At 33.5% G+C, this 26,385-nt stretch carries 21 protein-coding genes, 2 tRNA genes and 1 pseudogene; 11 read left to right on the plus strand and 13 right to left on the minus strand.

Going from position 1 to position 26,385, the window contains the following annotated elements; all coding sequences use genetic code 11:
• Positions 1–249 precede the first annotated feature (249 nt).
• Entirely contained in the window at positions 250–1,299 is a 1,050-nt protein-coding gene (gene rlmN / locus IHE43_RS22050) for a 23S rRNA (adenine(2503)-C(2))-methyltransferase RlmN (RefSeq protein ID WP_192185887.1), read from the minus strand.
• Between the two features lie 209 nt (positions 1,300–1,508).
• On the opposite strand from rlmN, the gene IHE43_RS22055 reads away from it, so the two are divergent.
• The 3 genes from IHE43_RS22055 to IHE43_RS22065 all read left to right on the plus strand — a co-directional run bounded on the left by IHE43_RS22055 (position 1,509) and on the right by IHE43_RS22065 (position 3,423).
• Positions 1,509–1,874 carry a hypothetical protein gene (locus IHE43_RS22055; RefSeq protein WP_192185888.1) on the plus strand — a complete coding sequence of 122 codons (366 nt, stop codon included), beginning with the start codon at positions 1,509–1,511 and terminating at the stop codon, positions 1,872–1,874.
• A 110-nt stretch (positions 1,875–1,984) separates the two neighbouring features.
• Entirely contained in the window at positions 1,985–2,626 is a 642-nt protein-coding gene (locus tag IHE43_RS22060) for an O-methyltransferase (protein WP_192185889.1), read from the plus strand.
• A gap of 80 nt (positions 2,627–2,706) precedes the next feature.
• On the plus strand, positions 2,707–3,423 hold the full coding sequence (locus IHE43_RS22065; protein WP_192185890.1) for a phytanoyl-CoA dioxygenase family protein: 717 nt from the start codon (positions 2,707–2,709) through the stop codon (positions 3,421–3,423).
• Positions 3,424–3,533: 110 nt separating this feature from the next.
• Here IHE43_RS22065 and IHE43_RS22070 read toward each other — a convergent pair whose 3' ends face one another.
• From IHE43_RS22070 to IHE43_RS22105, 8 genes are all read right to left on the minus strand, one after another.
• The gene (locus tag IHE43_RS22070; RefSeq protein WP_192185891.1) at positions 3,534–4,097 is read right to left on the minus strand and encodes a phosphatase PAP2 family protein; all 564 of its coding nucleotides are present in this window, start codon (positions 4,095–4,097) and stop codon (positions 3,534–3,536) included.
• A 1-nt stretch (position 4,098) separates the two neighbouring features.
• Positions 4,099–4,458: a twin-arginine translocase TatA/TatE family subunit gene (locus IHE43_RS22075; RefSeq protein ID WP_192185892.1), complete on the minus strand. Its 360-nt coding sequence runs from the start codon at positions 4,456–4,458 to the stop codon at positions 4,099–4,101.
• An 88-nt stretch (positions 4,459–4,546) separates the two neighbouring features.
• The gene (locus IHE43_RS22080) at positions 4,547–5,938 is read right to left on the minus strand and encodes an IS4 family transposase (RefSeq protein WP_225585084.1); all 1,392 of its coding nucleotides are present in this window, start codon (positions 5,936–5,938) and stop codon (positions 4,547–4,549) included.
• A 76-nt stretch (positions 5,939–6,014) separates the two neighbouring features.
• Entirely contained in the window at positions 6,015–8,258 is a 2,244-nt protein-coding gene (locus IHE43_RS22085; protein WP_192185893.1) for a M1 family metallopeptidase, read from the minus strand.
• Positions 8,259–8,324: 66 nt separating this feature from the next.
• Complete coding sequence (locus tag IHE43_RS22090; RefSeq protein ID WP_192185894.1) at positions 8,325–8,831, minus strand: DUF6702 family protein; 507 nt, start codon at positions 8,829–8,831, stop codon at positions 8,325–8,327.
• The gene (locus tag IHE43_RS22095; protein ID WP_192185895.1) at positions 8,821–9,582 is read right to left on the minus strand and encodes a hypothetical protein; all 762 of its coding nucleotides are present in this window, start codon (positions 9,580–9,582) and stop codon (positions 8,821–8,823) included. The genes IHE43_RS22090 and IHE43_RS22095 overlap by 11 nt, the downstream gene beginning before the upstream one ends.
• Positions 9,572–10,297: a carboxypeptidase-like regulatory domain-containing protein gene (locus IHE43_RS22100; protein WP_192185896.1), complete on the minus strand. Its 726-nt coding sequence runs from the start codon at positions 10,295–10,297 to the stop codon at positions 9,572–9,574. Before IHE43_RS22100 ends, IHE43_RS22095 begins: the two co-directional genes overlap by 11 nt.
• On the minus strand, positions 10,284–11,051 hold the full coding sequence (locus IHE43_RS22105; RefSeq protein WP_192185897.1) for a carboxypeptidase-like regulatory domain-containing protein: 768 nt from the start codon (positions 11,049–11,051) through the stop codon (positions 10,284–10,286). Before IHE43_RS22105 ends, IHE43_RS22100 begins: the two co-directional genes overlap by 14 nt.
• A 161-nt stretch (positions 11,052–11,212) precedes the next feature.
• Here IHE43_RS22105 and pepE point away from each other — a divergent pair, with 161 nt between their 5' ends.
• Positions 11,213–11,920, plus strand: coding sequence for a dipeptidase PepE (gene pepE, locus IHE43_RS22110; RefSeq protein WP_192185898.1), 708 nt, complete (start codon positions 11,213–11,215; stop codon positions 11,918–11,920).
• Between the two features lie 144 nt (positions 11,921–12,064).
• Here the strand turns inward: pepE and IHE43_RS22115 are convergent.
• Both IHE43_RS22115 and IHE43_RS22120 read right to left on the minus strand, forming a co-directional pair.
• Positions 12,065–12,137, minus strand: a tRNA-Gly gene (locus IHE43_RS22115).
• Positions 12,138–12,243: 106 nt separating this feature from the next.
• A tRNA-Gly gene (locus IHE43_RS22120) sits at positions 12,244–12,316 on the minus strand.
• Positions 12,317–12,887: 571 nt separating this feature from the next.
• Here IHE43_RS22120 and IHE43_RS22125 point away from each other — a divergent pair.
• Positions 12,888–14,480, plus strand: a complete 1,593-nt coding sequence (locus IHE43_RS22125; protein WP_192185899.1) for a murein L,D-transpeptidase — start codon at positions 12,888–12,890, stop codon at positions 14,478–14,480.
• On the opposite strand, the gene IHE43_RS22130 is transcribed toward IHE43_RS22125, so the two are convergent.
• Positions 14,469–15,191: a murein L,D-transpeptidase catalytic domain family protein gene (locus IHE43_RS22130; protein ID WP_192185900.1), complete on the minus strand. Its 723-nt coding sequence runs from the start codon at positions 15,189–15,191 to the stop codon at positions 14,469–14,471. The genes IHE43_RS22125 and IHE43_RS22130 overlap by 12 nt on opposite strands.
• 287 nt (positions 15,192–15,478) lie before the next feature.
• Between IHE43_RS22130 and IHE43_RS22135 the strand changes: the two genes are divergently transcribed.
• Both IHE43_RS22135 and gpmI read left to right on the plus strand, forming a co-directional pair.
• Positions 15,479–17,908, plus strand: coding sequence for a DUF5916 domain-containing protein (locus IHE43_RS22135; RefSeq protein ID WP_192185901.1), 2,430 nt, complete (start codon positions 15,479–15,481; stop codon positions 17,906–17,908).
• A 139-nt stretch (positions 17,909–18,047) separates the two neighbouring features.
• Positions 18,048–19,565, plus strand: a complete 1,518-nt coding sequence (gene gpmI, locus IHE43_RS22140; RefSeq protein ID WP_192188273.1) for a 2,3-bisphosphoglycerate-independent phosphoglycerate mutase — start codon at positions 18,048–18,050, stop codon at positions 19,563–19,565.
• Positions 19,566–19,715: 150 nt separating this feature from the next.
• Here the strand turns inward: gpmI and IHE43_RS22145 are convergent.
• A pseudogene (locus tag IHE43_RS22145) lies at positions 19,716–20,970 on the minus strand (DUF445 domain-containing protein).
• 262 nt (positions 20,971–21,232) lie between these two features.
• Between IHE43_RS22145 and map the strand changes: the two are divergent.
• From map to IHE43_RS22165, 4 genes are all read left to right on the plus strand, one after another.
• Positions 21,233–22,051 carry a type I methionyl aminopeptidase gene (map, locus tag IHE43_RS22150; protein ID WP_192185902.1) on the plus strand — a complete coding sequence of 273 codons (819 nt, stop codon included), beginning with the start codon at positions 21,233–21,235 and terminating at the stop codon, positions 22,049–22,051.
• Positions 22,052–22,116: 65 nt separating this feature from the next.
• On the plus strand, positions 22,117–22,491 hold the full coding sequence (locus IHE43_RS22155; protein ID WP_192188274.1) for a GxxExxY protein: 375 nt from the start codon (positions 22,117–22,119) through the stop codon (positions 22,489–22,491).
• Between the two features lie 81 nt (positions 22,492–22,572).
• Positions 22,573–23,346, plus strand: coding sequence for a class I SAM-dependent methyltransferase (locus IHE43_RS22160; RefSeq protein WP_192185903.1), 774 nt, complete (start codon positions 22,573–22,575; stop codon positions 23,344–23,346).
• A gap of 116 nt (positions 23,347–23,462) precedes the next feature.
• A complete protein-coding gene (locus tag IHE43_RS22165) occupies positions 23,463–26,366 on the plus strand; it encodes a DEAD/DEAH box helicase (RefSeq protein ID WP_192185904.1) in 2,904 nt (967 codons plus the stop codon).
• The last annotated feature ends 19 nt before the right edge of the window (positions 26,367–26,385 follow it).

Genomic DNA, 26,385 nt, shown 5'->3' on the forward strand with positions numbered 1-26,385 from the left:
CCTACGGAATATTACATTTCTGCTTCTTTATTTGCTAATTGCCCACAGGCAGCGTCAATATCTTTTCCGCGACTGCTACTACCAATCTATAACTCCTAGCGGAGTATATCCTGTTTTATACGATGGAACTATGCATCAGCTTCTTTATTTGCTAATTACCCACAAGCGGCGTCAATATCTTTTCCGCGACTGCGACTTACTACCAATCTATAACTCCTGGCGGAGTATATCTTGTTTTATACGATCGAACTATGCATCAGCTTCTTTATTGGCCAATTGCCCACAAGCAGCGTCAATATCTTTTCCGCGACTGCGACGTACTTTTACCACGATTCCAATGTTCTCCAAAGCTTTTATATAAGCCAAAATAGATTCTTCCGAGGCTTGTTGAAACTCGCCATCGTCAATTGGGTTATATTCAATTAAGTTGACTTTACAAGGCACATATTTACAGAATTTAACCAAAGCATCAATTGAAGCTTTGTCATCGTTAATTCCTTTCCAAACCACATATTCGTAAGAGATTTTACTTTTGGTTTTTCTATACCAATATTCTAAGGCTTCACGTAATTCGGATAAAGGGAAATTTTTACTGAACGGCATGATTCGGGCACGAATTTCATCAATTGCCGAATGCAATGAAACGGCTAATTTAAATTTCACATCATCATCAGCCATTTTCTTAATCATTTTAGGAATTCCGGAAGTCGAAACCATGATTCTTTTTGGTGACATTCCTAAACCTTCTGTTGATGTAACCATATCAATCGCTTTAATGACATTATTATAATTCATTAAAGGTTCTCCCATTCCCATAAAAACAATATTTGAAAGGGGGTGATTGTGGTATAAACGACTTTCTTTATCGATTGCTAAAATCTGATCGTAGATTTCGCCTGGCTCCAGATTCCGCATTCTTTTCAATCTTGAAGTTGCGCAGAAATTACAATCTAAACTACAACCCACCTGACTAGAAACACAAGCTGTTGTTCTGGTGTCGGTCGGAATCAAAACCGATTCGACTACCAAACCATCATGAAGACGAACTGCATTTTTTACGGTTCCGTCACTACTACGCTGCATGGTATCAACCTTAATGTGATTGATAACAAAATTATCTTCAAGCATAGAACGAGTTGTTTTGGCAACATTCGTCATATCCTCAAAACTATGTGCTCCCTTGCTCCACAACCATTCATAGACTTGATTTCCACGAAAAGCTTTGTCATTATTTGCGACAAAAAAATCTCGTAATTGATCTTTTGATAAGGCTCTTATGTCTTTTTTCTCGATTTGCATGGTGCAAAGTTACTAAGTATTTATGGAAACCTTTTAATTCTTAAAAAACTTTAGGAGTAAACTTTTAAATCATAATTTTTGGCACGGGAATTGTCTTCTAGTCAAAAGGAAAATAATCTTACAAAGCGCGCAATCATTTTAAAATTTGTATCTTTATTTTTCAGCTTTATAACCTTTAAATTTTATAACCTAAAAAAAATTGATTCATTATGAAAAAACAAATTTTAAGCTTAGCTGTAGTTGCTTTGTTAGCATTCGCTGTTCAATCTTGTGAGAAGAAAGAACCAAAACCAGGAGAAGATGAATTAACGCTTGGAAACAAAGTTGACACCTTGACTACAGATATCGAACAGGCAAAGGATAGTGCTGTAATTAAGGCTGAAAATGCTGCCGCAAATGCGAAAGAAGCTTCTCAAAATGCTGCTCAGGATGTAAAAGACGCTACAACCAAAGCTGCACAAGATGTAAAAGAAGCCACTAAAAAAGCTGCAGACAAGGCAGAAGCTGCTGCAAAAGCTGCCAAAGACGGAACAGTAAAAACTGCTAAAGACGTTAATGAGGCATTGAAGAAATAATTGTTAAAGAATTCACAAACTAAAACCATCCCACGGCGGATGGTTTTTTTATGCAAAAAAGTGAGCGAATATTTTTTGTATTTTTGCTTTAAATTAGAAGATACTACAACATGCATTTTATTTCACAAGACTTAGAAGATTATATCGAACAGCATTCTGAAAACGAACCAGAATTGTTAGCAAAACTGAACAAAGAAACGTATCAGAAAATTCTTTTACCAAGAATGTTGAGCGGACATTTTCAAGGAAGAGTTTTAAGCATGTTATCCAAATTAATTCGTCCGGTAAATATTCTGGAAATCGGAACTTATACGGGTTATGCCGCTTTGTGTTTGTGTGAAGGAATGCAGGAAAATGGTCAATTGCATACAATAGATATTAAAGAAGAATTAATTGATTTTCAGCGTAAATATTTTGATGCCTCCCCTTGGGGAAAACAAATTTTTCAGCACTTAGGAGAAGCAATTGACATTATTCCGACTCTGGATGTGAAATTTGATTTGGTTTTTATTGATGCCGATAAAGAAAACTACTTAAATTATTGGAAAATGATTGTTCCAAAGATGAATAAAGGCGGTATTATTTTATCTGATAATGTTTTATGGAGTGGAAAAATCCTCGAACCAGTTCACCCGAATGATGTTAGTACAAAAGTGCTTTTAGAATATAATTTACTTTTGAAAAATGATCCAAGAGTAGAGACGGTTTTGTTGCCAATTCGTGATGGGCTTACTGTGAGCAGGGTTCTTTAAAAAAAGTTGCTAAGGCTCTAAGATACTGAGGTTCTGAGTTTTTTTTCTAGAATCTGTAATTATATAAAATTTGATTTCAAATGAATTGTTTAAACGAAATAAATACTGAAGGTTTTACAATTATAAATAAAGTTTATACTGAAAATGAAATTGAAAAATTGATTTCCTTAATTGAAAATCTAACCAAAAATGATAGTGACAATGCAACATTCAGAAAATCTCAGGATTTGTTCGCTATTAGACAATTTCATAAAGAAATCCCCGAAACTCTTCCTCATATTTTCAATCAAAATTTAAACAATATTCTCAAATATAATTTCGGAGAAGGCTATTTCATAACCAAGTCTATTTATTTCGATAAACCGGAAAAATCAAATTGGTTTGTGGCTTATCACCAGGATTTAACGATTTCGGTTGATAAGAAAATTGAAATCGAAAACTTCGAAAACTGGACTATAAAACAAAATCAGTTTGCGGTTCAGCCTCCAACAAAAATTCTGGAAAATAATTTCACTATTAGAATACATCTTGATAACACCACAAAAGATAACGGTGCTCTAAAAGTCATTAACAATTCGCATTCAAAAGGAATTTTTAGAGTTGAGAATCTACAGATTGAAAATGAAACTATTTGCGAAGTTGAGAAGGGTGGAATCATGATTATGAAACCTCTGCTTTTTCATGCTTCAAACAAAACGACTAATAACGAAAGACGAAGAGTTATTCATATTGAATTTAGCAATCAAATTCTTCCTGATGGATTAGAATGGAGCGAGAAAACGATCCTTAATAACTAAACTTTCTTTTGAAAATAGGTGCCCTAGCCCGGATTGAAGGGAAAATCCTTTTGTGTCCGCCACGGCGGACGTAAAAGATACAGCGGATGGCTGGAAATAGCTCCTGAAAATTATCCCGGAAAATATAAAGGTTTTAGTTTTCGATAAACCAAATAAAGTAAAGATCCGAAAAGTGCTCCGAAGAAATAACCGGTAAGAATGTCTCCAGGATAATGTAATCCTAAATAAATTCGGCTATAAGCGAAGATTAACGGCCATAAAAACAAGAATCCTAAATATTTGAAATGGCGTTTTAAAATCAGGAATAAAAAGGTTGCAACAGCCATTGTGTTAGCCGCATGACCTGAGAAAAAACTATAAGATGTACGAACCTGCACAACACGAATAAATGAATTTATTTCTGGATTATTACATGGGCGTAAACGTTCGAAAGTATGTTTGAACAAATTAGTCATCTGATCTGTAAAAGCAATTAAAACTGCAATGAAAAGAAGAATATATAAAGTTTGTTTTATACCTATTTTTTTATAAATAAGAAAAAACAGGAATAAAAAAAATGGTGTCCAATACAGTTGATTGGTGATAATCAGCCAAAGTTTATCGTATGTTTCAGAACCTAAACCATTAAGATACACAAAGAGATTGGTATCTAATTCTTGTATTTTTTCAAGCATATTACATTTGGCGTTTTACAGGTCCGGAAATTGAATCGATGTCTTCTTTTACTTTGTCTATTTCTGTTGCAGTATCGCCTAATAAATTACCTGATAAACTGGTAGTATCACGTAAAAGGTTTGATTTTGCATCGTTAATTTGTGCGTTAATATTTCCTGTGATATCCGTTAAAGATTTTGTATCAAAACCATTTGCCTCTGCTCCTTTTTGAATTTCACTTTTAATGTCGTTGGTTGCGTTTTTTAATTGCGCCATAGCTTTACCCATTGTACGAGCAATTTCAGGCACTTTATCAGAACCAAAAAGCATTAGTACGATAAACAATATAAAAACTAATTCTCCTCCTCCTATACCAAACATAACTTTTATTTTTGTGTGCCACAAAGATATTAAATTTTGCAGCCGACTGTTTTAAAATTTACTTAAAAAAAAAAGACTCTTTTCAGAGCTACCGTCTGGACACATCTCTAAAGAGTATCCAACCTTGCATGACTGAATTGAATTTTTGCAGGCCAATCCAAAAGGTTGTGATGCCTGGTTTTCTTTCTGAAAGATAACCTTTCCATCCTCCTAATCTAGCAATAGCCCATATATATCGTTTCAAATCTGACGATTTATATGGGTTTTTTAGTTTTTCTGTTTTACCCTCTAATTGTGTGATTTGCAATTCTAAACATTCCATTTCTTGCTCTGAAAAACAGCTTCTGGGTTCAGTCTCTTCTTCGCAGCCATAGGCGATTTGCATAATAAAGAGCTTTATAATAGTCTCCAGCATCAAAAGACATAGTTTACGAACTGCTTTGCCTTGGGATAATTCGCTAGCTTCTATGTTGAAGCCCTCTTTCTTTAAAATTCTAAATACTTCTTCGATAGTCCACCTGTAGGTATACCATTGGATACAAAGTAATGCAGTTTGCAGATCTTCAACTTTCTTTGTCGTTAGTAATCTCCAAAGTATTGGGTTTTCAATGTTTTCTCCAACCTCTTTTGCCTCAATAGCGTAAAGCTTGATTTTATCAGGAAGATGTTTACCTGAATATTGATGTTTGCCTATTGTTATTTCTGAAAAGCGTACTTCTATAGTAGCTGTTCTTTTCTGGATATTTCTCCTTTTGTCTCCTTCTAGTTCAATTGTGTACATCCCTTGAAGCGGCTGAGAACTTAGATGATCGAAAAGTTTGATTTTATTACCCAACAATCGATTAAATCGGGATCTAATCAATAAATGTGTTTTACTGTCTGGGACAAGGCAAAATTGTTCAAAAATATCTCCCTCTCTGTCCTGAATAATGATTATTTCTTTTGCTTTACTTAGTCTTTTCTTAGTTTCAAGAGAAGAATCGATCCATCTGTAAGACTCTTTTTCTTCAATGGGTATACGATTGTGAGTATTGGTCTTCATTTTAGGTGGCAGTTCATGACTTCTATTCCATATTTTCACATCTGAAAAACCATATGGCATTAAAGTATCTGCATCTATGATAAAACTCGGATGAATAAAAAAGCCAAGTCCACCAACAGAAGCATTGGTCAGTCCAATTGACTCATCCTTTTTGATCCTGTTTCTGTGATTATAAAGGTTTATTTCACTACTGTCCTGAATACACAAAACAGATTTATCTTCAACGCAGCTTACACAATTAAGAGACATGTTCTTTATAATATCAGCCTCACTGACATTATCATTTTGCAAAAATCGGTAAATCGCTTTGGCTTCAGCGTCACTTTCTGCTAATTGTCTTATCGAATAAATACTATTAGCAAACAAGCGATTGAGAATAGAATTACCTCTATTCAACAATCGCTTGTCTTTTAAATTTTCAAAATATCTAGTCTGCACTTTTTCTCAAATATAATTAAAAAAAATATTTGTGTCCAGACGGTAGCTCTTTTCAGAGTCTTTTTTAGTTTTATTCTTAATCAAATTTTGATTTTTCGTCAGTTTTTGGCCAAGAGTTATTGGTTACATCAATATCAGCAGTCATCAATTTTGGATCTATCTGAATGCTTTTGATTGCTTTTTCAGTTGCATAAACTTTCTTAGCCGTATCATTATTTTTTCTCCAGATTTGAGCCGGATACTGGAAGTTTTGTTTTGAACCATCTTCATAAGTGATCTCAACCAAAATTGGCATAATCATTCCGCCAGGTTTATTAAACTCAACTTCGTAGAAATATTTAGGTGATTTTAAACCTGCTTTTTCTTCAGCAGTAAAACTTTGATTTACATAATCAGCCAATAATTTTACGTCGTCAACTTTCAAAGCTTTTTTCTTTGAAGCGTTAACTTCTGCATTATCACTTGCAACTAAATAAACGAATGGTCCTTTATCAAAACCGAAACGTCCTTTTTTCACTTTTACATCTTTTAAATCAGCTGTTGGAGTATCTGAAACGTAATATTGTTTTACCTCTTTAATTCCGATATCTACAAAATCAGTGGAGTAAAACCATCCTCTGAAAAACCAATCTAGATCTACTGCAGATGCATCTTCCATTGTTCTGAAGAAATCTTCAGGAGTTGGATGCTTGAATTTCCATCTGTTGGCATAAGTTCTAAAAGCATAATCGAATAATTCTCTTCCCATTACTACTTCTCTCAGGATATTAAGACCTGTAGCCGGTTTTCCGTACGCATTATTGCCAAATTGCGCAATTGTTTCAGAGTTAGACATAATTGGCTCTAAAAACTTTTGATCCCCACTCATATAAGGAACAATGTTTTTTGCTGGTCCGCGTCTTGAAGGGAAAGTTGGATCTAATTCCTGTTCAGCCAAATATTCTAAAAATGAATTTAATCCTTCATCCATCCAAGTCCATTGACGTTCGTCTGAATTTACAATCATTGGGAAGAAAGTATGTCCTACTTCGTGAATTACAACACCAATCATTCCGTTTTTAACTTCTTTGCTCGTCACTCCATTTTCATCAGGACGACCAAAATTCCAACAAATCATTGGGTATTCCATTCCCTGATCTTCTGCCGAAACTGAAACCGCTTTTGGATAAGGATAATCAAAAGTATGAGATGAATAGCTTTTTAAGGTATGCGCTACTGTCATTGTAGAAGTTTCTCCCCAAAGCGGATTTGCTTCTTTAGGATAAACAGATTCTGCCATAACGATTTTACCACCCAATTTCACAGCCATTGCATCGTAAATGAATTTTCTTGAAGAAGCGATTCCGAAATCACGTACATTTTTAGCACTAAATTTCCATGTTTTTTTCTTTTCAGAGAAACCTTTTTCAGCAGCTTCAGCTTCAGCCTGCGTAACAATTACAACAGGTTTATCAAATGATTTTTGAGCCTGTTCGTAACGTTTTACCTGTTCTGCAGTAAAAACTTCAGCTCTGTTTGTTAATTCTCCTGTTGCATCAATAACATGATCTGCAGGAACCGTAATGTTTACATCGAAGTTTCCGAAAGGAAGAGCAAACTCTCCGCTTCCCCAGAATTGCATATTTTGCCATCCTTCAACATCATTATAAACCGCCATTCTTGGATAGAATTGCGCAATCACATATAATTTATTTCCGCCTTTTTCGAATAATTCATACCCTGAACGCCCGCCTTCTTTTCTATAATTATTGATGTTGTACCACCATTTTATAGCCAATGAAATTTTTTCACCTGGTTTTAAAGGAGTAGCCAGATTAATACGCATCATTGTTTCATTGATCGTATAAGACATCGGGCTTCCTTTCGCATCTTTTACCTGCTCAATGTTGAAACCACGCTCTAGATCTTTCTTCAGATATTTGCTTGAAAAACCATCCAACGGCAATACCTGATTGATTTTTTCGCTCTCAGCCAATGGTGTCTGAGTATTTGCTTTAGCCTGATTTTGATCTAACTGAATCCATAAATATTCTAAACTATCCGGAGAATTGTTTGAATACGTAATCACTTCAGAACCTGTTAATTTTGAATTTTTATCGTCTAATTCGATATCGATTTTATAGTCTGCCTGTTGTTGGTAATACGCCGGACCTGGTGCTCCGGACGCCGTACGAAACATATTTGGTGTTGCCAGCAAATCGTACATTTGACTGAATTTGTTGGTATCGTACTTACCTTGTTGTTTTGGGGCAACTGTGGTATTTTTTTCCTGAGCCATTAATAAGGCAGGAAAAATTAATAATAATGAAAGTTTTTTCATAAAATGCAATAGGTAATTTTATCAGGGTGTGAAAATAACAATTATAATGATAATTTTATCTATTCATTAATACTTTAACACTTCTTTCCTTGAAGATTCTGTAAAGAGAACACTCTTTTTAGTACCGAATACTGAAATATGTGTAATATTTTGCTGTTCAGCATTCCAATCTACTAAAATAGTGTTTGAAATTTCAAGTGTCTTGAATTTATCGATGTCTTTTATTCGGGAATAACAAACTAATACATCACCAGCCTCAACTTCTTTAGACAAAAAAGTAATTGGTTTTGGCTGACTATTTACTTTTATTGTAAAATTTTCTGAAAGGTATTTTTTAAATAATTCTAAATCTTCAGGCGTTTCTTTTTCTGTTCCGACGAAGGTTTTTTTATGGTATTTTTTCTCCATTCCGTTATTCAGATCATCAATAAAAATACGGGATGTAATTTGAATCATTTTCTTTTCTGCCGCGTAATTCACCTGAAAAACACCCATATAAAATTTGTGAAAAGCAAACGAGGATAGCGATAAAAATAATACCCCAATTAAGGGGTAGATTAATTTATTTTTCATTTTTGGAAACAGTAATATTCTTAAAATCTTTATTCTTGTTAATCATAAAATCGATTAACTGAAATTTATCATCTGGTTTTAAATAGCGCTTTGATTCAGGATCATTGGAGCAGTACATTAAAAACAACTCTATTTCATCATCTTTTAAATTCAATGTTTTATTGAAAAAATCGGGAGTAAAATTATCTCTCGCATAAGCCGTAAAAGCAATATCACTTATCACTTCCTCCTGTACTTCATCATTTTTACGTAAAAGTTTCTTAACATCTTTAAATATTCGGACAAAATCAGTTCCGTATTTAATGGTTTGATCAGAATACATTACAGTATTTTTTGCTGTCGACTGTTTGTCATCTTCAAACTGCAAATCGACTATTGCCTGAGAACCACCTCCCAGTGCTTTTACTTTTAAATCTTTATGAACCAAAACTTCTTTAAGTTGATTGTTTACTAAATCTAACGGAACAGTAAAGAGAATTTGAGCACAATCTTTTTCTGTCAAAACAATCTTTCTAGACTGAAATGCCATTCCTGTAAACAGCAAAGTATCCTTAGGTTTTGCCATAATATCAAACAATCCGCCAGAACCAATAAAAGTTCTAACATTGGCATTTATATTCATTACATACCCACTTTCGATAGCAAGCGATGTGTTTGTTACTTGTCCGTGTAATGATTTCCTTGTTGCATTTTGTCCGAATGAAATTTGACAAAAAAGGCACAAAACGAGTATTCTTAGGCTATTTTTCATTTTCGAGGATTTTAAGATATTTTCTGGCTAATTCAGTGATTAAAAACATACTCATTGTTTTGTTTTTACTATTCAAAGATACGGCAAATTCAGAATCCTCTACACAATATAATTGAAATCCTTTAATATCTTCTAAGGAAATCTTTAATCTTTCTGTATAATAATTTTCATCAAAAAGATATTCCAGTTTCCTGAAAAGCATCTCCTTTTTCTCTACTTTTATCTCTTTTTTCAGCATTGAAGTTCGCCCCGACATTGCATTTAGCAACTTATCTACCGAAGTTGATTTGGCCGTATAAAGTTTTCTTTCAGCTGGAGTATATGTCTTTTGCCCATGAGGAACAATCCCAAGATTTTCAGCATTAATACCTGCATTGTCGTTTACAACAACTTCTTTCAGCTCAATTTGTTTTGCGGTCATTTTGATCTGAATCGAAGTAGAATTCAAATCTTCTGTAGAAATTCTACGTTTTAAAGGATCCATATTAACAGAAGAAAAAACCAAAACATCTCCTTCTTTCGCCATAATCGAAAACATTCCGTTTTCATCCGTAACAGTAGTGACCTGAGTATTATTATTGATGATATTCACACCTTCAACGGAAGACGATTGTTCAAATACCTGCCCCAGAATTTCTTTGGCACCTGAAGTTTGTCCAAATGAAATTTGAGCAATTAATAAAAGTAGGATTATTAAAGTGTTATTTGTTCTCACCAGCCAGTATTTCTTTGTATTTAACAGCTAATTCAGCTAATAAGAATTCTGTTGAAGTTTTATTTTTAGAATTTAAAATAACCGTAAACTTATCATTTTCCACGGCATAATACTCGAAGCCTTTCACATACTCATTCGGAATCTTTAATCTGTTTACAAAATGATCGAGACTAAACATATTCTCTAAAAGCTTCATAAAAAATTCCTTTTTTTCAACTGCCAGTTCTTTTTTAAGCATTTTTGTCCTGCCTGATAAAAAATTCAAAAAAGGATCTGCAGAAATCGAGCCACCTGCCATTCCGCTTGCACTTGCAGTAGCGTCTAACGCGGTAGCGGTGCGTAATTTTCTCTCACTTTCTGTATATGTTTTTTGATTTCCCGGAACAATTCCCATTGCCGCAGCATTGATATTATCGTATCGTTTTACAATCACTTCCTGCAATTGATGCATTACAAGACTTAGTTTTACAGTAAAATTAAGGTCCGTAAAGTTTTCACTGGTCAACAAAACCCGATTTTCTTTAAATTGAATAGAAGAAAAAACCAGTGTATCTCCTGGCTTAGCCATGATAGAAAAAGCACCTTCAGCATCTGTAGTCACCATAACTTCAGTTTGCGCGTTTACTACATAAACACCTTCCAAATCATTTGTATTCGAAACGATTTTGCCGTTTACAATAGCACGATCCTGATTTTGAGACCACGCAGTCTGACTCAAAACAACAACCAAAACGCATAAAACTTTGTTAATCAAAATAAAAAAATTAAATTATAGTTAAAAGTGTAAAAATATCTTAATGTGTTCCAAATTTAGTATTAACGGCTTGGTAAAAATATGTTAATTAAACTCGTGTTTTTTCTTGTAAAAAAAGAGTTTTTAATACCTTTAACCTAAACAATCTGAGTACAAAATTTATGAAAAGCATTATTATTGCCAGCACTTCTACGTTGCACGAAGGCAGTTATTTAGAGTATTTATTACCTACTTTACAAGTACATTTTAAAAAATGCAAAAGCATTTTATTTATTCCATTTGCTCGCCCTGGCGGAATCTCACATAACGATTACACTGAAAAAGTAGCACAGGCATTTGCAACTATTAACATTTCTGTAAAAGGAATACATGAGTTTGAAAATCCTGAAAATGCCATAAAAAATGCAGAAGGAATATTTACCGGTGGTGGAAATACTTTTTTACTGGTTACTCAATTATACAAACACAATATCATGCAGCTTCTTTCTGAAACTGTAAAAAACGGAACTCCCTATTTAGGAACCAGCGCAGGAAGCAATATCTGCGGTTTATCCATGCAGACAACCAACGATATGCCAATTGTTTATCCGCCAAGTTTTCAAACTTTAGGATTAATACCTTTCAATTTAAATCCACATTACCTGGATCCGGATTTACAATCGAAACATATGGGTGAAACTCGCGAAACCAGAATTAAGGAATTTCATGCTTTTAATGCAATCCCAGTTTTAGGTTTAAGAGAAGGAAGCTGGCTTGAAGTAAAAGGCGACAAAATCACTTTGAAAGGAAGTTTGACCGCTCGTTTGTTCAAACAAAACGAAATTCCGACAGAATTAGAAACGGAAAGCGATTTGAGCAACTTAAAATAAAAACTCCAATTTTTTAAATTCCAAATTCCAATTTTAAAAACACTTTTGTTACAAAGATTTGAATTTGGAATTTAAAATATTTGGAATTTACATTCGGTCTAAAAACAAAAAATCCCCAAACAAATTGTTTGAGGATTTTTGAAGAGCGAAAGACGAGGCTCGAACTCGCGACAACCAGCTTGGAAGGCTGGAGCTCTACCAACTGAGCTACTTTCGCATTAACAGGGTGCAAATATAAATAATTAAATCATTTAAAAAAATAAAAATCAATAATTATTTAACTTTGATAAAAAAACCGAAACAATTAAGTTTCGGTTTTTTAGAGCGAAAGACGAGGCTCGAACTCGCGACAACCAGCTTGGAAGGCTGGAGCTCTACCAACTGAGCTACTTTCGCATTACTGGTGCAAATATAAAAAATAAGTTCAGTTCAAAACAAGCTTTTTTTCAAAAAAAATGATTTAAAAGTAATATTTTCTTATAACCTATTTAAAACTAAAAAGTTAAAGAGCCAATTATTTTTCATAAATTATGATTCAGATTAAGGAAATACCTTCAAAAGAAACTTATATCGTTCGTCAACCTGTTTTCAGAAAAGGGAAACTTATAGAAAGTTGTATCTTCGAGGGAGAGGATTTAGAAACAATATTATTTTGGTCTTTTTGATAATGAAAATTTAATAGGAATTATTTCGCTACTAGGAAAAATCAATACTATATTTGCCGAACAGAATCAAGCACAAATTCGCAGGATGGCCGTTTTAGAAACGCATCAGAAAAAGAATTTGGAGAGGCTTTAGTCAAACATTGTGAAACCTACTGCAATGAGAACAAAGTCGATTTGATTTAGTTTAACGCCAGAACTGCCGCTGTAGGCTTTTACAAAAAAAATGGAATACCAACCCCTGGGTAAACCATTTGATATTAAAAATGTTGGCGAACACTATTTGATGTATAAAAAATTATAAAATGAGAAAACTTTACTTTCTTATAATCGCATGTATTTTTATTAGTTGCAAAAAGGAGACTCCGAAAGTTATTCCTGTAAAAGTAACCCCACCCCCAACGATCATACTTACTGATGAAAGAAAAGTTTCTATCGATACTGCTTTAATTGGTGTTTTTAAAAGTAAAACGCTTCAGGAGTTTTATAATTCTTCAAACAATCAAACCGTTTGGGGAAATCTAAAAAAAAGAACCTATGTTTTGTCTCAATTAAAAAATTGTGACAAATTAGGTCTGGATCCGGACGATTACAAATCTGTAGTACTTGAAAAATACGAAAAGAGAGTCAGCAAACTTAATGATAAAGAATTAGCAACTTTCGACATTTTGCTTACTTATAATTTTGAATTGTATCTAAATCATTTGCATAAAGGCAAACTAGATCCTAAAAAACTATACACGGACTGGGATCTTCAAGAAAAAAAACTAGATGTCAATAGTGTTTTGATAAAAGCATTTAATAAAAACAAATTAGACAGTATTGTTGAAAACATCCAACCAAAATCAGACATTTACAAACAGCTTTTAAAAGCACTTGAAATTATTGATACGTTTCCGGAAGACGATATCGGAATGATTGCTATTGATTCTCTGACCAAGAAAATATCTTTAAATGAAAGCAACAAAGCTTTAGTTAATATCAAAAAAAGGCTTTTGTTTTGGGGCGATATGTCCGGAAAAGATAGTTTAACTACTACGTATAATCGAAAGACATTTGAAGCGGTAAAAAGGTTTCAGGAGAGACATGGTTTGGCGTCTGATGGGGTAATTGGACAAGGAACAATAAGCGCACTAAATTATTCTAAAGAAAAAAGAAAACAGCAAATAATAGCCAATTTAGAACGTTGGAGATGGTTTAGTAATGATTTGGCCGAAAATTATTTCATCATCAACATTCCAAATTACAGCCTGGACGTTGTTGAAAGTCAAGACACTACTTTAACTCGAAATATAGTCGTTGGAACCAGTAAAAGAAAAACACCAATTATTACTTCGATGTTAAAGACAGTTGTTTTTAACCCTACCTGGACCGTTCCTCCTACCATTTTAAAAGAAGATGTAGTTCCTGCGATGAAACGCAATCGTAATTATTTAAAAAATAAAAATATAACGATTTATGATACTACAGGCAATGAAGTTGATCCAAGTAACTGGAATGAAAACAAGCCAGGTAATTATAAATATGTGCAAAGTCCGGGCTATAATAATTCATTGGGATTGATGAAAATTTTATTCCCAAATCATCATAGCGTTTATTTGCACGACACCAACCATCGTAATTATTTTGGAAGAAATAACCGTTCACTGAGTTCTGGATGCGTTCGTATTGAAAATCCGCTAGAACTGGCGGAACACATTTTAAATGATCCTGATAAATATTCGCAAGAGAAAATAGATACTATTATTGCTTCAAAGAAAACTACTTATATCAAAATTATTAAAAAGTACGCTTTATACCAATGGTATTGGACGGCATGGAGCAAAAAAAATCAGCTCATTTTCAGAGCTGATATTTATAATTTAGATTCGGATTTGTATGCTAAATTAAGAAATTAGCTTTTGCTCCATCGCAAAACTCCTTGACGGATGGTAGATATACAAACACGATTTGTTTTTTATAGTTTCGATTATTTTGTCTCTTAATTCAAACGGAATTGCAGGACAACCCTGGCTTCTACCTAATCTTTTATTATTTCTGATGAAAGACTCTGAAACATAGTCAGCAGCATGCATTACAACACCTCTTTCACGAGCGTTATCATTTACACCATTTTCCAAACCATCTAAACGAAGAGAAACTCCGTGTTTTCCCTGATAAATTTCGCCTGTAGCATAAAAACCAAGACTGCTTTGGTTCGATGAATTATTGTTTGAAAAAACAGATGCATATTCTTCACCAGTATTTCTTCCGTGAGCAACCAAAGATTGAAACAAAACAGTATTTGTTGCCAAATCAATTACCCAAAGACGCTTGGTATTAGATGACAAACTGAAATCAATTAATGTTAGGATATCTTTTTGAACAACTCCTCTTTCCTTTAATAGATAAAATCCTTTTAAGGCTTCAGAAAAAGTTCTAAGTTCAGGCAACTGATAATTGTTTGGATTCAAGGCATGATATACACCTTCAATTTTAGCCTCGACTGTAAGTTTTTCAACTTTGGCGATACTTTTAGTTGCTTCTTTTTTAGTTTCGGGAGTGCTTGTTGAATCTTTACCAAAAGATAATAACAAAAACACTAGCAGTGGATAAATTTTGTAAATCATTGAATTTCTTTAGGTTAATAACAAATTTGGGTTTGACAAAAGTATAAAAAAAATATTCCACACAAAATAAATGTCTGTAAATCAGGCACGTTTTGTTTAAAATTTAACAGATCAAAAACAAAATATTGGCATATTGACGTAAAAATCTTATTTTTGGAGATTATTTTAACTTTTATTGCGTAGCGATATACCTACAATATTGAAAAGATATAATTTTCAGCTTTTAAAGTGTAACATTTAACAGATTTGAATGTCTATATTATCTCAAGCATCCTTCATCATACAAAATGAAAAAAGTAGTTTTCCTTTATTTTCTGCTCTGTGTATCTTTTGGCTACAGCCAAAAGAAAACCCTACAGGCACAATCTACCTCGCAACCTATTATTATTGATGGAAAACTAGACGAGACTGCGTGGGAAAATGCCCCGATTGCTTCTGATTTTATCATGTTTGAACCCGACAACGGAAAACCAATTCCTGAATCTCAAAAAACAGAAATCAAAGTTATATACAACAACGACGCTATTTACATAGGTGCCATGATGTATGATGATCAGCCAAACAAAATTTTAAAAGAGATTTCACAACGTGATAATTTTGGAACTGCTGATATTTTTGGTGTTTTCATCAACGGCTTTAATGACGGACAACAAAACTTTGAGTTTTTTGTTTCAGCAGCCGATGTTCAGGGAGATTGTATCATGACAGATGTCATTGGAGAAGATTATTCCTGGGATGCTGTCTGGATTAGCAAAGCAAAAATAACCGATAAAGGCTGGATTGTGGAGATTAAAATTCCGTATGCCGCTTTGCGATTCTCCGCAGAAAATAAGCAAACCTGGGGAATTAATTTTTTCAGGGAAGTAAAAAGAGAACGCAGGAAATATACATGGACACTAATTAATACCAAAATAGGAACATTTACCCAACAAAATGGTGAATTAACAGGAATTGAAAACATCAAACCTCCTACCAGATTGTTTTTTATGCCGTATGCTTCCTATTATTTAAATGCTGCTGACGGTCAAAAAACCTACGGAACAATGAAAGGCGGTATGGACATTAAGTACGGAATTACAGACGCCTTTACTTTGGATGCAATTCTGGTTCCTGACTTTGGGCAAACAAAATACGACGATCAAATTTTGAATTTGAGTCCGTTCGAACAGCAATTCAACGAAAACAGGGCCTTTTTTACAGAAGGAACCGATTTATTTAATAAAGGAAACATCTTTTACTCCAGAAGAATTGGAGGTGCACCTTCTATAGATCCTGAATTAAATGATAATGAAGAAGTGATTGAAACTGTTCAAAATGTGAATCTGATTAATGCTCTGAAGGTTTCGGGAAGAACGAAAAACGGATTGGGAATTGGAGTTTTAAATGCCGTTACCGAAAAAACTTTTGCCACTGTAAAAGATACGATTTCAGGAGACACAAGAAAAATAGTTGTTGAACCCCTGACTAATTATAATGTTTTGGTTATAGATCAGCGCTTTCGGAAAAATTCTTCCGTGACCTTTATAAATACAAACGTTACAAGAAATGCACATTACAGAGATGCCAATGTTTCGGGCTTAGCCTGGGATTTAAATACCAAAGCAAATACCTATAATTTATCTGGAAATGTGAAATACAGTATTATCAATCAAACTGAAGATAAAACGGGTGTCTTCTCCACTATCGGTTTTGCCGAAACTACTGGAAAATACCGTTACAGCGTAGGTACCGATTTTGTCACAAAAGGGTACGATCCTAACGATCTCGGAATTAACTTTTATACTAATTATTACAATTTCTACGGAAATGCTAATTATAGAATTCTAAACCCAACAAAGCTTTTTAACAGCTTTAAGGTAAACTATAATATGTATGTAGAATTCAATAAAGAATCCGGAAAAGTGCAGGATAATAATATTGAAGCAAATGTAAACCTGAGCACGGTAAAAAATAATTATTACGGCGGAGGAATCACAGTTTTTCCTTTAGTGTCTCATGATTATTATGAGCCAAGAGCAGACAATCGTTATGTTATTATTCCGAGAAGAGTTGAGGCGTGGGGTAGCATTTCTACAAATTACAATCATAAATTTGCTTTAGATCTAAATCCGTCAATTGCTATTGCTGACGAACATAGACGAATGGCATATGGCTTTGATATTGGACCGAGATATCGCTTTAGTGATAAACTTTTAATGGTCTATACTTTTAGTTATTTTAGAAAAAACAACAACAAAGGCTATATCGATGGTTATGATGATGATGATAATGAAAGCACTCCGAAAACTATTGTTTTTGCCAATCGAAATGTAATTACCTATTCGAATACAATTACCGGAAAATATGCGCTAAACAGTGCGATGACTTTAAATTTAGCACTTCGCCAATATTGGTCTTATGCTGAAAACAAAGATATTCTTGAACTTCAGCAAGACGGAACTTTAACACCGTACCCTGAATATATTAAGAACAAAAATTCGAGTTTTTATTCCTGGAATGCTGACTTATCCTATTCATGGTGGTTTGCCCCGGGAAGTCAGGTTTCGGTTTTATACCGTAATACCGCTTCCAATTTTGAACGCATTATCGATAAAGAATTTAAGGGCAATGTAACTGCATTACTTAACAATGATGCTTTAAAACACATTTTTTCAGTCAGTGTGAAATATTTTATCGACTACAATGCTGTCAAAAATAAGCTCAGAAAGAGAGCTTAGCGTGAATTAATTTTAAAAAATAAGACCTTCTTCAATTAAATTAATATTTTTTAATAGGCTTCATTTTATTAAACATAAATGTAACATTTCCTTCTTCCACGTTTTTAGAAATGGCTTATCTTTGTGCAAAACAAAAATGATGAATAAAAAAGTAATACTTATGATTTTAGATGGTTGGGGGAAATCTCCTGACCCTAAAGTATCCGCAATAGACAATGCAAATGTTCCTTTTATAAACAGTCTTTACAAAAATTACCCAAGCGCTCAACTTCGTACCGATGGATTAAACGTAGGTTTACCTGAAGGTCAGATGGGAAACAGCGAAGTGGGACATATGAATCTTGGTGCCGGAAGAATTGTGTATCAGGATTTAGCCAAAATTAACCTAGCCGTAGCACATCAAACATTAGCCAAAGAACAAGTTTTGGTTGATGCTTTTACATATGCTAAAGAAAACAATAAAAAAGTACACTTTTTAGGATTAGTTTCTGATGGAGGTGTTCACTCTCATACTTCGCACTTACGTGGATTGATCGATGCTTCTCAGGAATATGGTTTAGACCAGGTTTATATTCATGCTTTTACAGACGGACGTGACGTTGATCCAAAATCAGGAGCTAAATACATTCACGACTTAGAAGAGCATATTAAAGATACTCCGGTAAAAATCGCATCAATTATTGGTCGTTATTATGCAATGGACCGTGACAAACGTTGGGAGCGTGTAAAATTAGCTTACGATTTAGTCGTTAACGGTACCGGAATTCCTTCTCAAAGTGCAGTTGCCAGTGTTCTTGACAGTTATGCACACGATGTTACTGACGAATTTATTGCACCTATTGTAATGGTTGACGAAGAACAAAAACCGCTAGCAACAATTGTTGAAGGTGATGTTGTAATCTTCTTCAATTTCAGAACTGACAGAGGCCGTGAACTTACAGAAGCACTTTCACAACATGATTTCCACGAGCAAAACATGCACAAATTGAACTTGTATTATGTAACGCTTACCAACTACGACGAAACATATCAAAACGTAAAAGTTGTTTATAATAAAGATAATATTACCGAAACGCTTGGTGAGGTTTTAGAGAAAGCGGGTAAAACGCAAATCCGTATTGCTGAAACAGAAAAATATCCGCACGTAACATTTTTCTTTTCCGGCGGAAGAGAAACTCCTTTTGAAGGCGAATCTCGTATCTTAAGAAATTCTCCTAAAGTAGCAACTTACGATTTACAGCCAGAAATGAGCGCCTATGAACTAACTACTGCACTTGTTCCTGAATTAAACAAAGGCGAAGTAGATTTTGTTTGTCTTAACTTTGCTAATGGAGATATGGTTGGTCATACCGGAATTATGAGTGCTGCAATCCTTGCTTGTGAAGCAGTTGATGCTTGTGTAAAACAAGTAATTGAAGCAGCTCTTGCCAATGATTATACTACAATTGTGATTGCCGATCACGGAAATTGTGAAACAATGATTAATCCTGATGGAAGTCCAAATACAGCTCACACAACGAATCCTGTGCCTATTATTTTAGTTGACAAGAATTTGAAAAACATTCAAAATGGTGTTTTAGGAGATATTGCCCCAACTATTTTAGAATTAATGGGAGTTCCTCAACCTAACGCAATGACTTGTCATTCATTATTATAGAAACCACTTTTTTTTAATAGAAAAAGAGACAAGTTTTCGGATTTGTCTCTTTTTTGTTTTATTGATTTTCACCATATAAGTTATATAAGTTCATTTAAAAAGAACACTTAAAAGCATTACTTATATAACTTATATGGTTTATAAAATTAATCACATTACAAAATAATGATACGTCCATTCCACGGCATAAATTACGAGTCCGATTAAGCCTCCCACTAATGTTCCGTTAATTCTGATGTATTGAAGGTCTTTTCCGATTTCTAATTCTAATTTTTCAGAAACTTCTTTTCCATCCCAGCTTTTTACGGTTGAAGAAATTAAATCTCCAATTACTTTTTTTATTGTTCAGAAGCACTGATAATAAATCGTTTTTGATGAAATTATTAATCTTGTCAATCATTACCGGATCTTGTTTTAATCCGTTTCCGAAACGTTGAATTAAGCTTGAAATATTATTTTTGATGGAAGATTCATCCCCTTTCTCTAAATCATTTGAAATTGATAGTTTTATTTCATCCCAAATTCCGTTGATATAATCCTGAACTTCTTTTTTACCGGCAAAACCAAGAATTAAGTTATTGATTTTAATTCTCATTTCTTCGGAGTTTTTTACTTTATCCAGAAAATCAGCAACATATTCATCAATTTTGATTCTGATTTCACTTTCAGGTTTTTTCGCTTCATCTAAAAACTCTTGTAAACCTTTAAAAATTCCTTCTGAAATGCTTTTATCGGCCAGGCCAAAACTCAAAAAAGGCGTTGATTGTTTCACTTTTTTCCGAATCAGATCTTTATTATTTGCTAATTCTGAACTCATAACTTCCAGAAGATTAGTTAGCAATTGATCTTTTACATTTCCTTTTTGCAAAGGTTCTAATGCCAGTGCTACCCAATCTCCAAAATTAATTGCTTCTAATTTTTCTTTAAACTGAACCTGAATGAATCGTTTTATATCTTCATCTTTGATCGTTTTTAAAACGCCCGGAATAATATTTACAGCAACCAAATTGGCAATTTTATTGGCATTTTCTACTTCCGAAAGCCAATCTGAAGCTTTTGTTGCAAAGTTGAATTCTTCTAATTTAATTTCTAATTTTTCACGGTTCAGAAATTCCTCCGAAACAAAATTCCCCAAATTTTCTCCTATCTCATTTTTCTTGGTTGGAATAATTGCAGTATGCCAAATCGGGATTCCAAGCGGATGGCGAAATAAAGCCACAACCGCAAACCAGTCAGCAATTCCGCCCACCATTGCGGCTTCACTAAATGCCTGAAGCATCGGAATTTTAAAATAAATGGCAATTATAAACAGTAACACCGCAATGCCTAAAAGCGACAAAGCATTTGCCTTCATTTTCTTTAGAGCTTTTACTTTAACTATATCCTGATCTGTAGAAGTTTCCATGTATTTAAACTTTTTATTACTAATTTACGGTTTTTCTGTCAAATAGAAATTTGAAAAAGCTTCTAGTTTTAAAGAAATCCATGACATGTAAAGGTTTGCCACGAATTGCACTAATTTCCACTAATTATTTTGGTGCAATTTTCAACAAATGAAATTCTGAATTCGGTTTTTATCTAAAAACTGAATTCGTGCTAATTCGTGAAATTCGTGGCAAAAAAATAATATTTAAATTGTACTTTTGCGAACTGAAAATCTGAAAAATATGATTATCCAAAAAAGTAGGGAAGAAATCGAATTAATGCGCGAAAGTGCTTTGATCGTATCTAAAACATTAGGAATGATTGCTTCTGAAATTAAAGAAGGAGTTACCACATTATATCTTGACAAATTAGCCGAGGAATTTATTCGTGATCATGGTGCAGTACCAAGTTTTCTTGGATTGTATGATTTCCCGAATTCTCTTTGTATGAGTCCAAATGCACAGGTTGTACACGGAATTCCTAACAATACACCTTTGAAAAGCGGAGACGTTATTTCAGTAGATTGTGGTGCGTTCAAAAACGGATATCACGGTGATCATGCTTATAGTTTCGAAATTGGAGAAGTTGCTCCGGAAGTTAAAAAGCTTTTGAAAGTAACTAAAGAATCTCTTTATGTAGGTATCAGAGAATTTAAAGCTGGAAATCGCGTTGAAGATGTTGGAAATGCGATTCAAAAATATACGGAATCTCACGGTTACGGCGTTGTTCGTGAACTAGTTGGTCATGGTGTAGGGCAAAAAATGCACGAAGAACCAGAAATGCCGAACTACGGAAAACGCGGTCGTGGAAAACTTTTCGTTGAAGGAATGGTCGTTGCAATCGAACCTATGATCAATATGGGAACCAAAAACATTAAACAATTAAAAGACGGCTGGACAATCTTAACTGCTGACGGAAAACCAAGTGCGCATTTCGAACACGATGTGGCGCTAATTGATGGAAAACCAGAATTATTATCGACTTTTCAATACATCTACAAAGCATTAGGAATCGAAAGCAACGAAGAAGACGAATTCAGAAAAGTGCCTTTAGTATTATAACACAGATTTCACAAATTTGCACGAAAATACTATATTGTTAAAAATTTCACCGATTTATGATGATGCTGAATGAGTTATATTTAAAAGAAGAGTCTTATAAAATTATAGGGATTTGTATGGAAGTCCATAAAATTTTAGGCAAGGGACATAGTGAAAAAGTTTACGGTGATGCATTAGAATATGAATTTCAAAGAAATGAAATTCCTTATAGTAGAGAATTAAAATACAATATCGCTTACAAAGACATTATATTATCAAGTTACTATTTTGCAGATTTCGTGATTTTTAATGAAATCATTTTAGAGCTAAAAGCAATTGCAACTCTTTCGAGTAGCGAAATTAAACAAACATTAAATTATCTGGCTGCATCAAAAAACAAACTAGGTTTACTGGTTAATTTTGGTGAAGACAGTTTAAAATATAAAAGAGTAATACTTTAACCCAAATCAAAGGTTCGTGAAATTTCACCACAACATTAATTAGTGCCAATTTGTGAAATTCGTGTTCAAATCTATTAAACCGTGAAGAAACTATTCAAATTAGTACTTAATACAATACCACGTCCATTATTAATTCGTTTGAGTTATGTGGCTCGTCCAATTTTAGCTTTATCTTTAAAAGGAGACAAATTTACTGACCCTATCGATGGGAAAAGTTTCAGATCGTTTTTGCCTTATGGATATGGAAAACAACGTAATAATGTGCTTTCACCAAGTACACTTTCATTAGAAAGACACCGTTTGCTCTGGCTGTATCTAAACGATCAGACTGATTTTTTTACAGCGCCAAAAAAGGTTCTTCATTTTGCTCCGGAACAAGCTTTTTATAAATTATTCCGCAAGCAAAAAAACCTTGATTATACTACAACCGATTTGTTTTCGCCTTTGGCAGATGTAAAAGCAGATATATGTAATTTGCCTTTTAAAGACAATGAATATGATGTGATTTTGTGTAATCACGTTTTAGAACATATTCCGGATGACACAAAAGCAATGCAGGAATTATTCCGGGTTTTAAAACCTGGTGGAATGGCCGTTTTGCAAATCCCACAGGATTTATCTAGAGAAGTTACTTTTGCTGATGACTCTATTACAGACCAAAAAGAACGTGCTAAAATATTCGGTCAATACGATCACGTTCGTATTTATGGTCGCGATTATTTTGACAAATTAAGAAGCATTGGTTTCATAGTAATCGAAGAAGATTACACCAATAAAATTACACCAGAATTGGTAGAGAAATATTGTTTGGCAAAAGGAGAAATTATTCCACTTTGCTTCAAACAGGAAAATTAGTTTTTCCACCATATAAGTAATATAAGTTCATTTAAAAAGTTTTCAGAATAGCCCAATTTTGAAAACTTTTTACTTTTATAAGCCTAACCAAAATCATACAAACCAAACCTCAAATCTTGGAACCTACAAAATCATTTCAATTTTGTTTTGACATCAGTTTTGACAAAAATCTTAATGCCTTTATTCCAACTGCTTATATTGTTGAGAATACTACTGAAATTAAATATCTGGACAAAAAAGCAACAGCCAGCATACTTGAAAGTTTCGGAATTATTTTTGAAAATTTAGATTCCAATACAAAAAAAATACTGACGGTTTGCGAATCTTTAAAGTCTGATTTTATTTTCAAAAAATTCAGTGCAAAAATCAAATCGGCCAAGACAATTGCTGACTTGCAAAAAGATTCGAAAATTGATTTTGCCATTCGTCAGCATTTAAAATTAAATTTAGATTCCTTTTATACTTTAATTGTACAGGAACAATTTCCGTTGTCAATCAACATCGGACCTGAAAAGGATTTTTATCGCTCAAAAGTTGATATTAGTCCACTGTATTTTGAACCACAAATTCAATTCGATAAACACACCGAAGGAATTACCTATACTCTTTCTTTAAAAGAAAATGAAACTACATTTTCACCAATGAATAGTAGCGTGGATATGCTGCTGGATGAGCCGGGCTGGTTAATTATCGATAAAAAATTAGGAAAATTAAAAGAGCTTAATTCTAAAAAACTTTCTCCTTTTCTAAAGAAAAAATCGATCGAAATACCTTCAAAATTAGTTGATGATTACTTTAAAAGTTTTATTCCTGAAATAGCTAAAAAAATCGACATTCAAGCTACAGGCTTTGAAATTGAACTTCGTGACAAAATAGTTTCCTGTACGATTCAGCCTGTTTATGATTTCTTCAAAAACTGTTATTATCTCAACCTTTATTTTGATTATAATGGATATTCATTTGATGCCAGTAAAACCAAAAAGACACATTCGTTTGTGGATTTCAGCGTTGCCAATGAACCTAAAATAATTCAGTTTAAACGAAGTTCTGACGAAAGTTTATATACAGATAAATTGCTACAACTTAGTTTGATAAAAATCAAAAACGAATTATTCGGATCGAATTCAGATGCCGAAACGCACGATCCTTACGCTAATATCCAATTTGTTATTGACCATAAAGAAGAGCTTGAAAACTTAGGTTTTACCATCCAAAATCTGAAACTGGAAAGCAAAGAAATCATTACAGAAAGTCATACTGTCTTAGCTTCAAAAGAAGAAACAAAAGAAGATTGGTTTGACATCAAAATAATGATTACGATTGGAGTTTTTACCATCAATTTCAGCGAAATCATTCCGAATATAAAAAGCAAAGAAAGACTCTTTTTATTGCCTGATGGAAACTATTTCCTGATTCCGCTAGAATGGCTCAGCAAATACAGTTCGCTGGCCAAATTAGCCAAAACAGAAAATGAAAATCTTCTTTTGCGTAAAAGTAATTTCACTGCTTTAGACACTATTTCGGAAATTAAAAATGATGTAATCCAAAAAGCAGAATATACCCCTTCTGATTTACTGAAAGCAACTTTGAGACCATACCAAATTGAGGGTGTAAAATGGCTTTTAGGTCATTTCAACTCCAACTTAGGTGCTTGTCTCGCTGATGATATGGGACTCGGAAAGACATTACAAACTTTAGCCGTTCTGGTTGCTGTGCAGGAACAATTAGGATTTACGACTAAAACCACGAATTTTGATTTGTTTCAAAATGAAACGACTATTGAAAGAGAGCCTCTAAAAACCCTGATTGTTTTGCCTTCATCATTGGTTTTTAACTGGTATAACGAGTCTTCAAAATTTACACCGCATTTTTCAAAAATGCAATATATTGGTAACGACAGAAAACTGTTAACAAATAGATTAGCATCAACAGATTTAATTTTTACCAGCTACAGTATTGTTCATCGTGATATTTCAATTTTAGAAAAATATAATTTCCGATATTTAATTTTGGACGAAAGCCAATACATTAAAAATAAAAATTCTAAGATTTTTAAAGCCATCAATAAAATAAATACAGCTCATAAAATCGCACTAAGCGGTACCCCTATCGAAAATTCGCTGGAAGATTTATGGTCTCAAATGCAGTTTATAAATCCCGATATTTTGGGGACTTATGCTTTTTTTGCAGAAAATTTTAAAATTCCGATTGAGAAAAAGCAAGACGAAAATAGTTTAGCTGAATTAAAAAATCTGGTTCAGCCTTATATTTTAAGACGAACAAAAGAACAGGTTTTAAAGGATTTACCGGAATTGACAGAGCAGATTTATTATTGCGATATGGATCCTGAACAGGAAAAATTATATGAGAAAGAAAAGTCAAAAGCTCGTAATTTTTTATTAAAAACTGATGGAACCAGTCCTGATAAAATTAGCATTATCAACACTTTGATGAAGTTGAGACAGTTGAGCAATCATCCAAAAATGATCGATCATGAGTCTGAAATTGATTCGGGAAAATACATTGCAGTTACTAATTATCTGGAAAATTTAGTAAAAGGAAAACAAAAGACTATTATTTTCAGCTCCTTTGTTACTAATTTGAATTTTTACACTACTTGGTGCAAGGAAAATAAAATAGGATATTGTGAAATTACAGGCGAAACTCCTGCCAGTAAAAGAGAACATCAGGTAAAACTATTTCAGGAAAAAGAAGAGCCTTTGTTATTTTTTATTTCACTTAAAGCAGGTGGCGTTGGTTTGAATATTACCAAGGCTTCTTATGTTTTATTTTTAGATCCGTGGTGGAATCCTTTTGCAGAAAAACAAGGAGTTGGAAGGGCGCACCGAATCGGACAATTAAATAAGGTAAATGTAATTCGCTTTATTTCGAAAAATACAGTAGAAGAAAAAATAATCAAACTGCAGGAAAACAAAAAGCTGTTATCTGATTCACTTTTGGAAGAAAGTTATATCAACGACGAAATCGAAGTTAATTTGAAATACATACTTGGTTCATAACAAATTGTTCTTAAAACCA

The sequence above is a fragment of the Flavobacterium sp. MDT1-60 genome (assembly GCF_014844035.1).
Classification (GTDB): domain Bacteria; phylum Bacteroidota; class Bacteroidia; order Flavobacteriales; family Flavobacteriaceae; genus Flavobacterium.

Bases quoted from the DNA above. Each gene is read 5' to 3' on its own strand.
- rlmN (WP_192185887.1), bottom strand. From the start codon at position 1,299: ATGCAAATCGAGAAAAAAGACATAAGAGCCTTATCAAAAGATCAATTA.
- IHE43_RS22055 (WP_192185888.1), top strand. From the start codon at position 1,509: ATGAAAAAACAAATTTTAAGCTTAGCTGTAGTTGCTTTGTTAGCATTC.
- IHE43_RS22060 (WP_192185889.1), top strand. From the start codon at position 1,985: ATGCATTTTATTTCACAAGACTTAGAAGATTATATCGAACAGCATTCT.
- IHE43_RS22065 (WP_192185890.1), top strand. From the start codon at position 2,707: ATGAATTGTTTAAACGAAATAAATACTGAAGGTTTTACAATTATAAAT.
- IHE43_RS22070 (WP_192185891.1), bottom strand. From the start codon at position 4,097: ATGCTTGAAAAAATACAAGAATTAGATACCAATCTCTTTGTGTATCTT.
- IHE43_RS22075 (WP_192185892.1), bottom strand. From the start codon at position 4,458: ATGTTTGGTATAGGAGGAGGAGAATTAGTTTTTATATTGTTTATCGTA.
- IHE43_RS22085 (WP_192185893.1), bottom strand. From the start codon at position 8,258: ATGAAAAAACTTTCATTATTATTAATTTTTCCTGCCTTATTAATGGCT.
- IHE43_RS22090 (WP_192185894.1), bottom strand. From the start codon at position 8,831: ATGAAAAATAAATTAATCTACCCCTTAATTGGGGTATTATTTTTATCG.
- IHE43_RS22095 (WP_192185895.1), bottom strand. From the start codon at position 9,582: ATGAAAAATAGCCTAAGAATACTCGTTTTGTGCCTTTTTTGTCAAATT.
- pepE (WP_192185898.1), top strand. From the start codon at position 11,213: ATGAAAAGCATTATTATTGCCAGCACTTCTACGTTGCACGAAGGCAGT.
- IHE43_RS22125 (WP_192185899.1), top strand. From the start codon at position 12,888: ATGAGAAAACTTTACTTTCTTATAATCGCATGTATTTTTATTAGTTGC.
- IHE43_RS22130 (WP_192185900.1), bottom strand. From the start codon at position 15,191: ATGATTTACAAAATTTATCCACTGCTAGTGTTTTTGTTATTATCTTTT.
- IHE43_RS22135 (WP_192185901.1), top strand. From the start codon at position 15,479: ATGAAAAAAGTAGTTTTCCTTTATTTTCTGCTCTGTGTATCTTTTGGC.
- gpmI (WP_192188273.1), top strand. From the start codon at position 18,048: ATGAATAAAAAAGTAATACTTATGATTTTAGATGGTTGGGGGAAATCT.
- map (WP_192185902.1), top strand. From the start codon at position 21,233: ATGATTATCCAAAAAAGTAGGGAAGAAATCGAATTAATGCGCGAAAGT.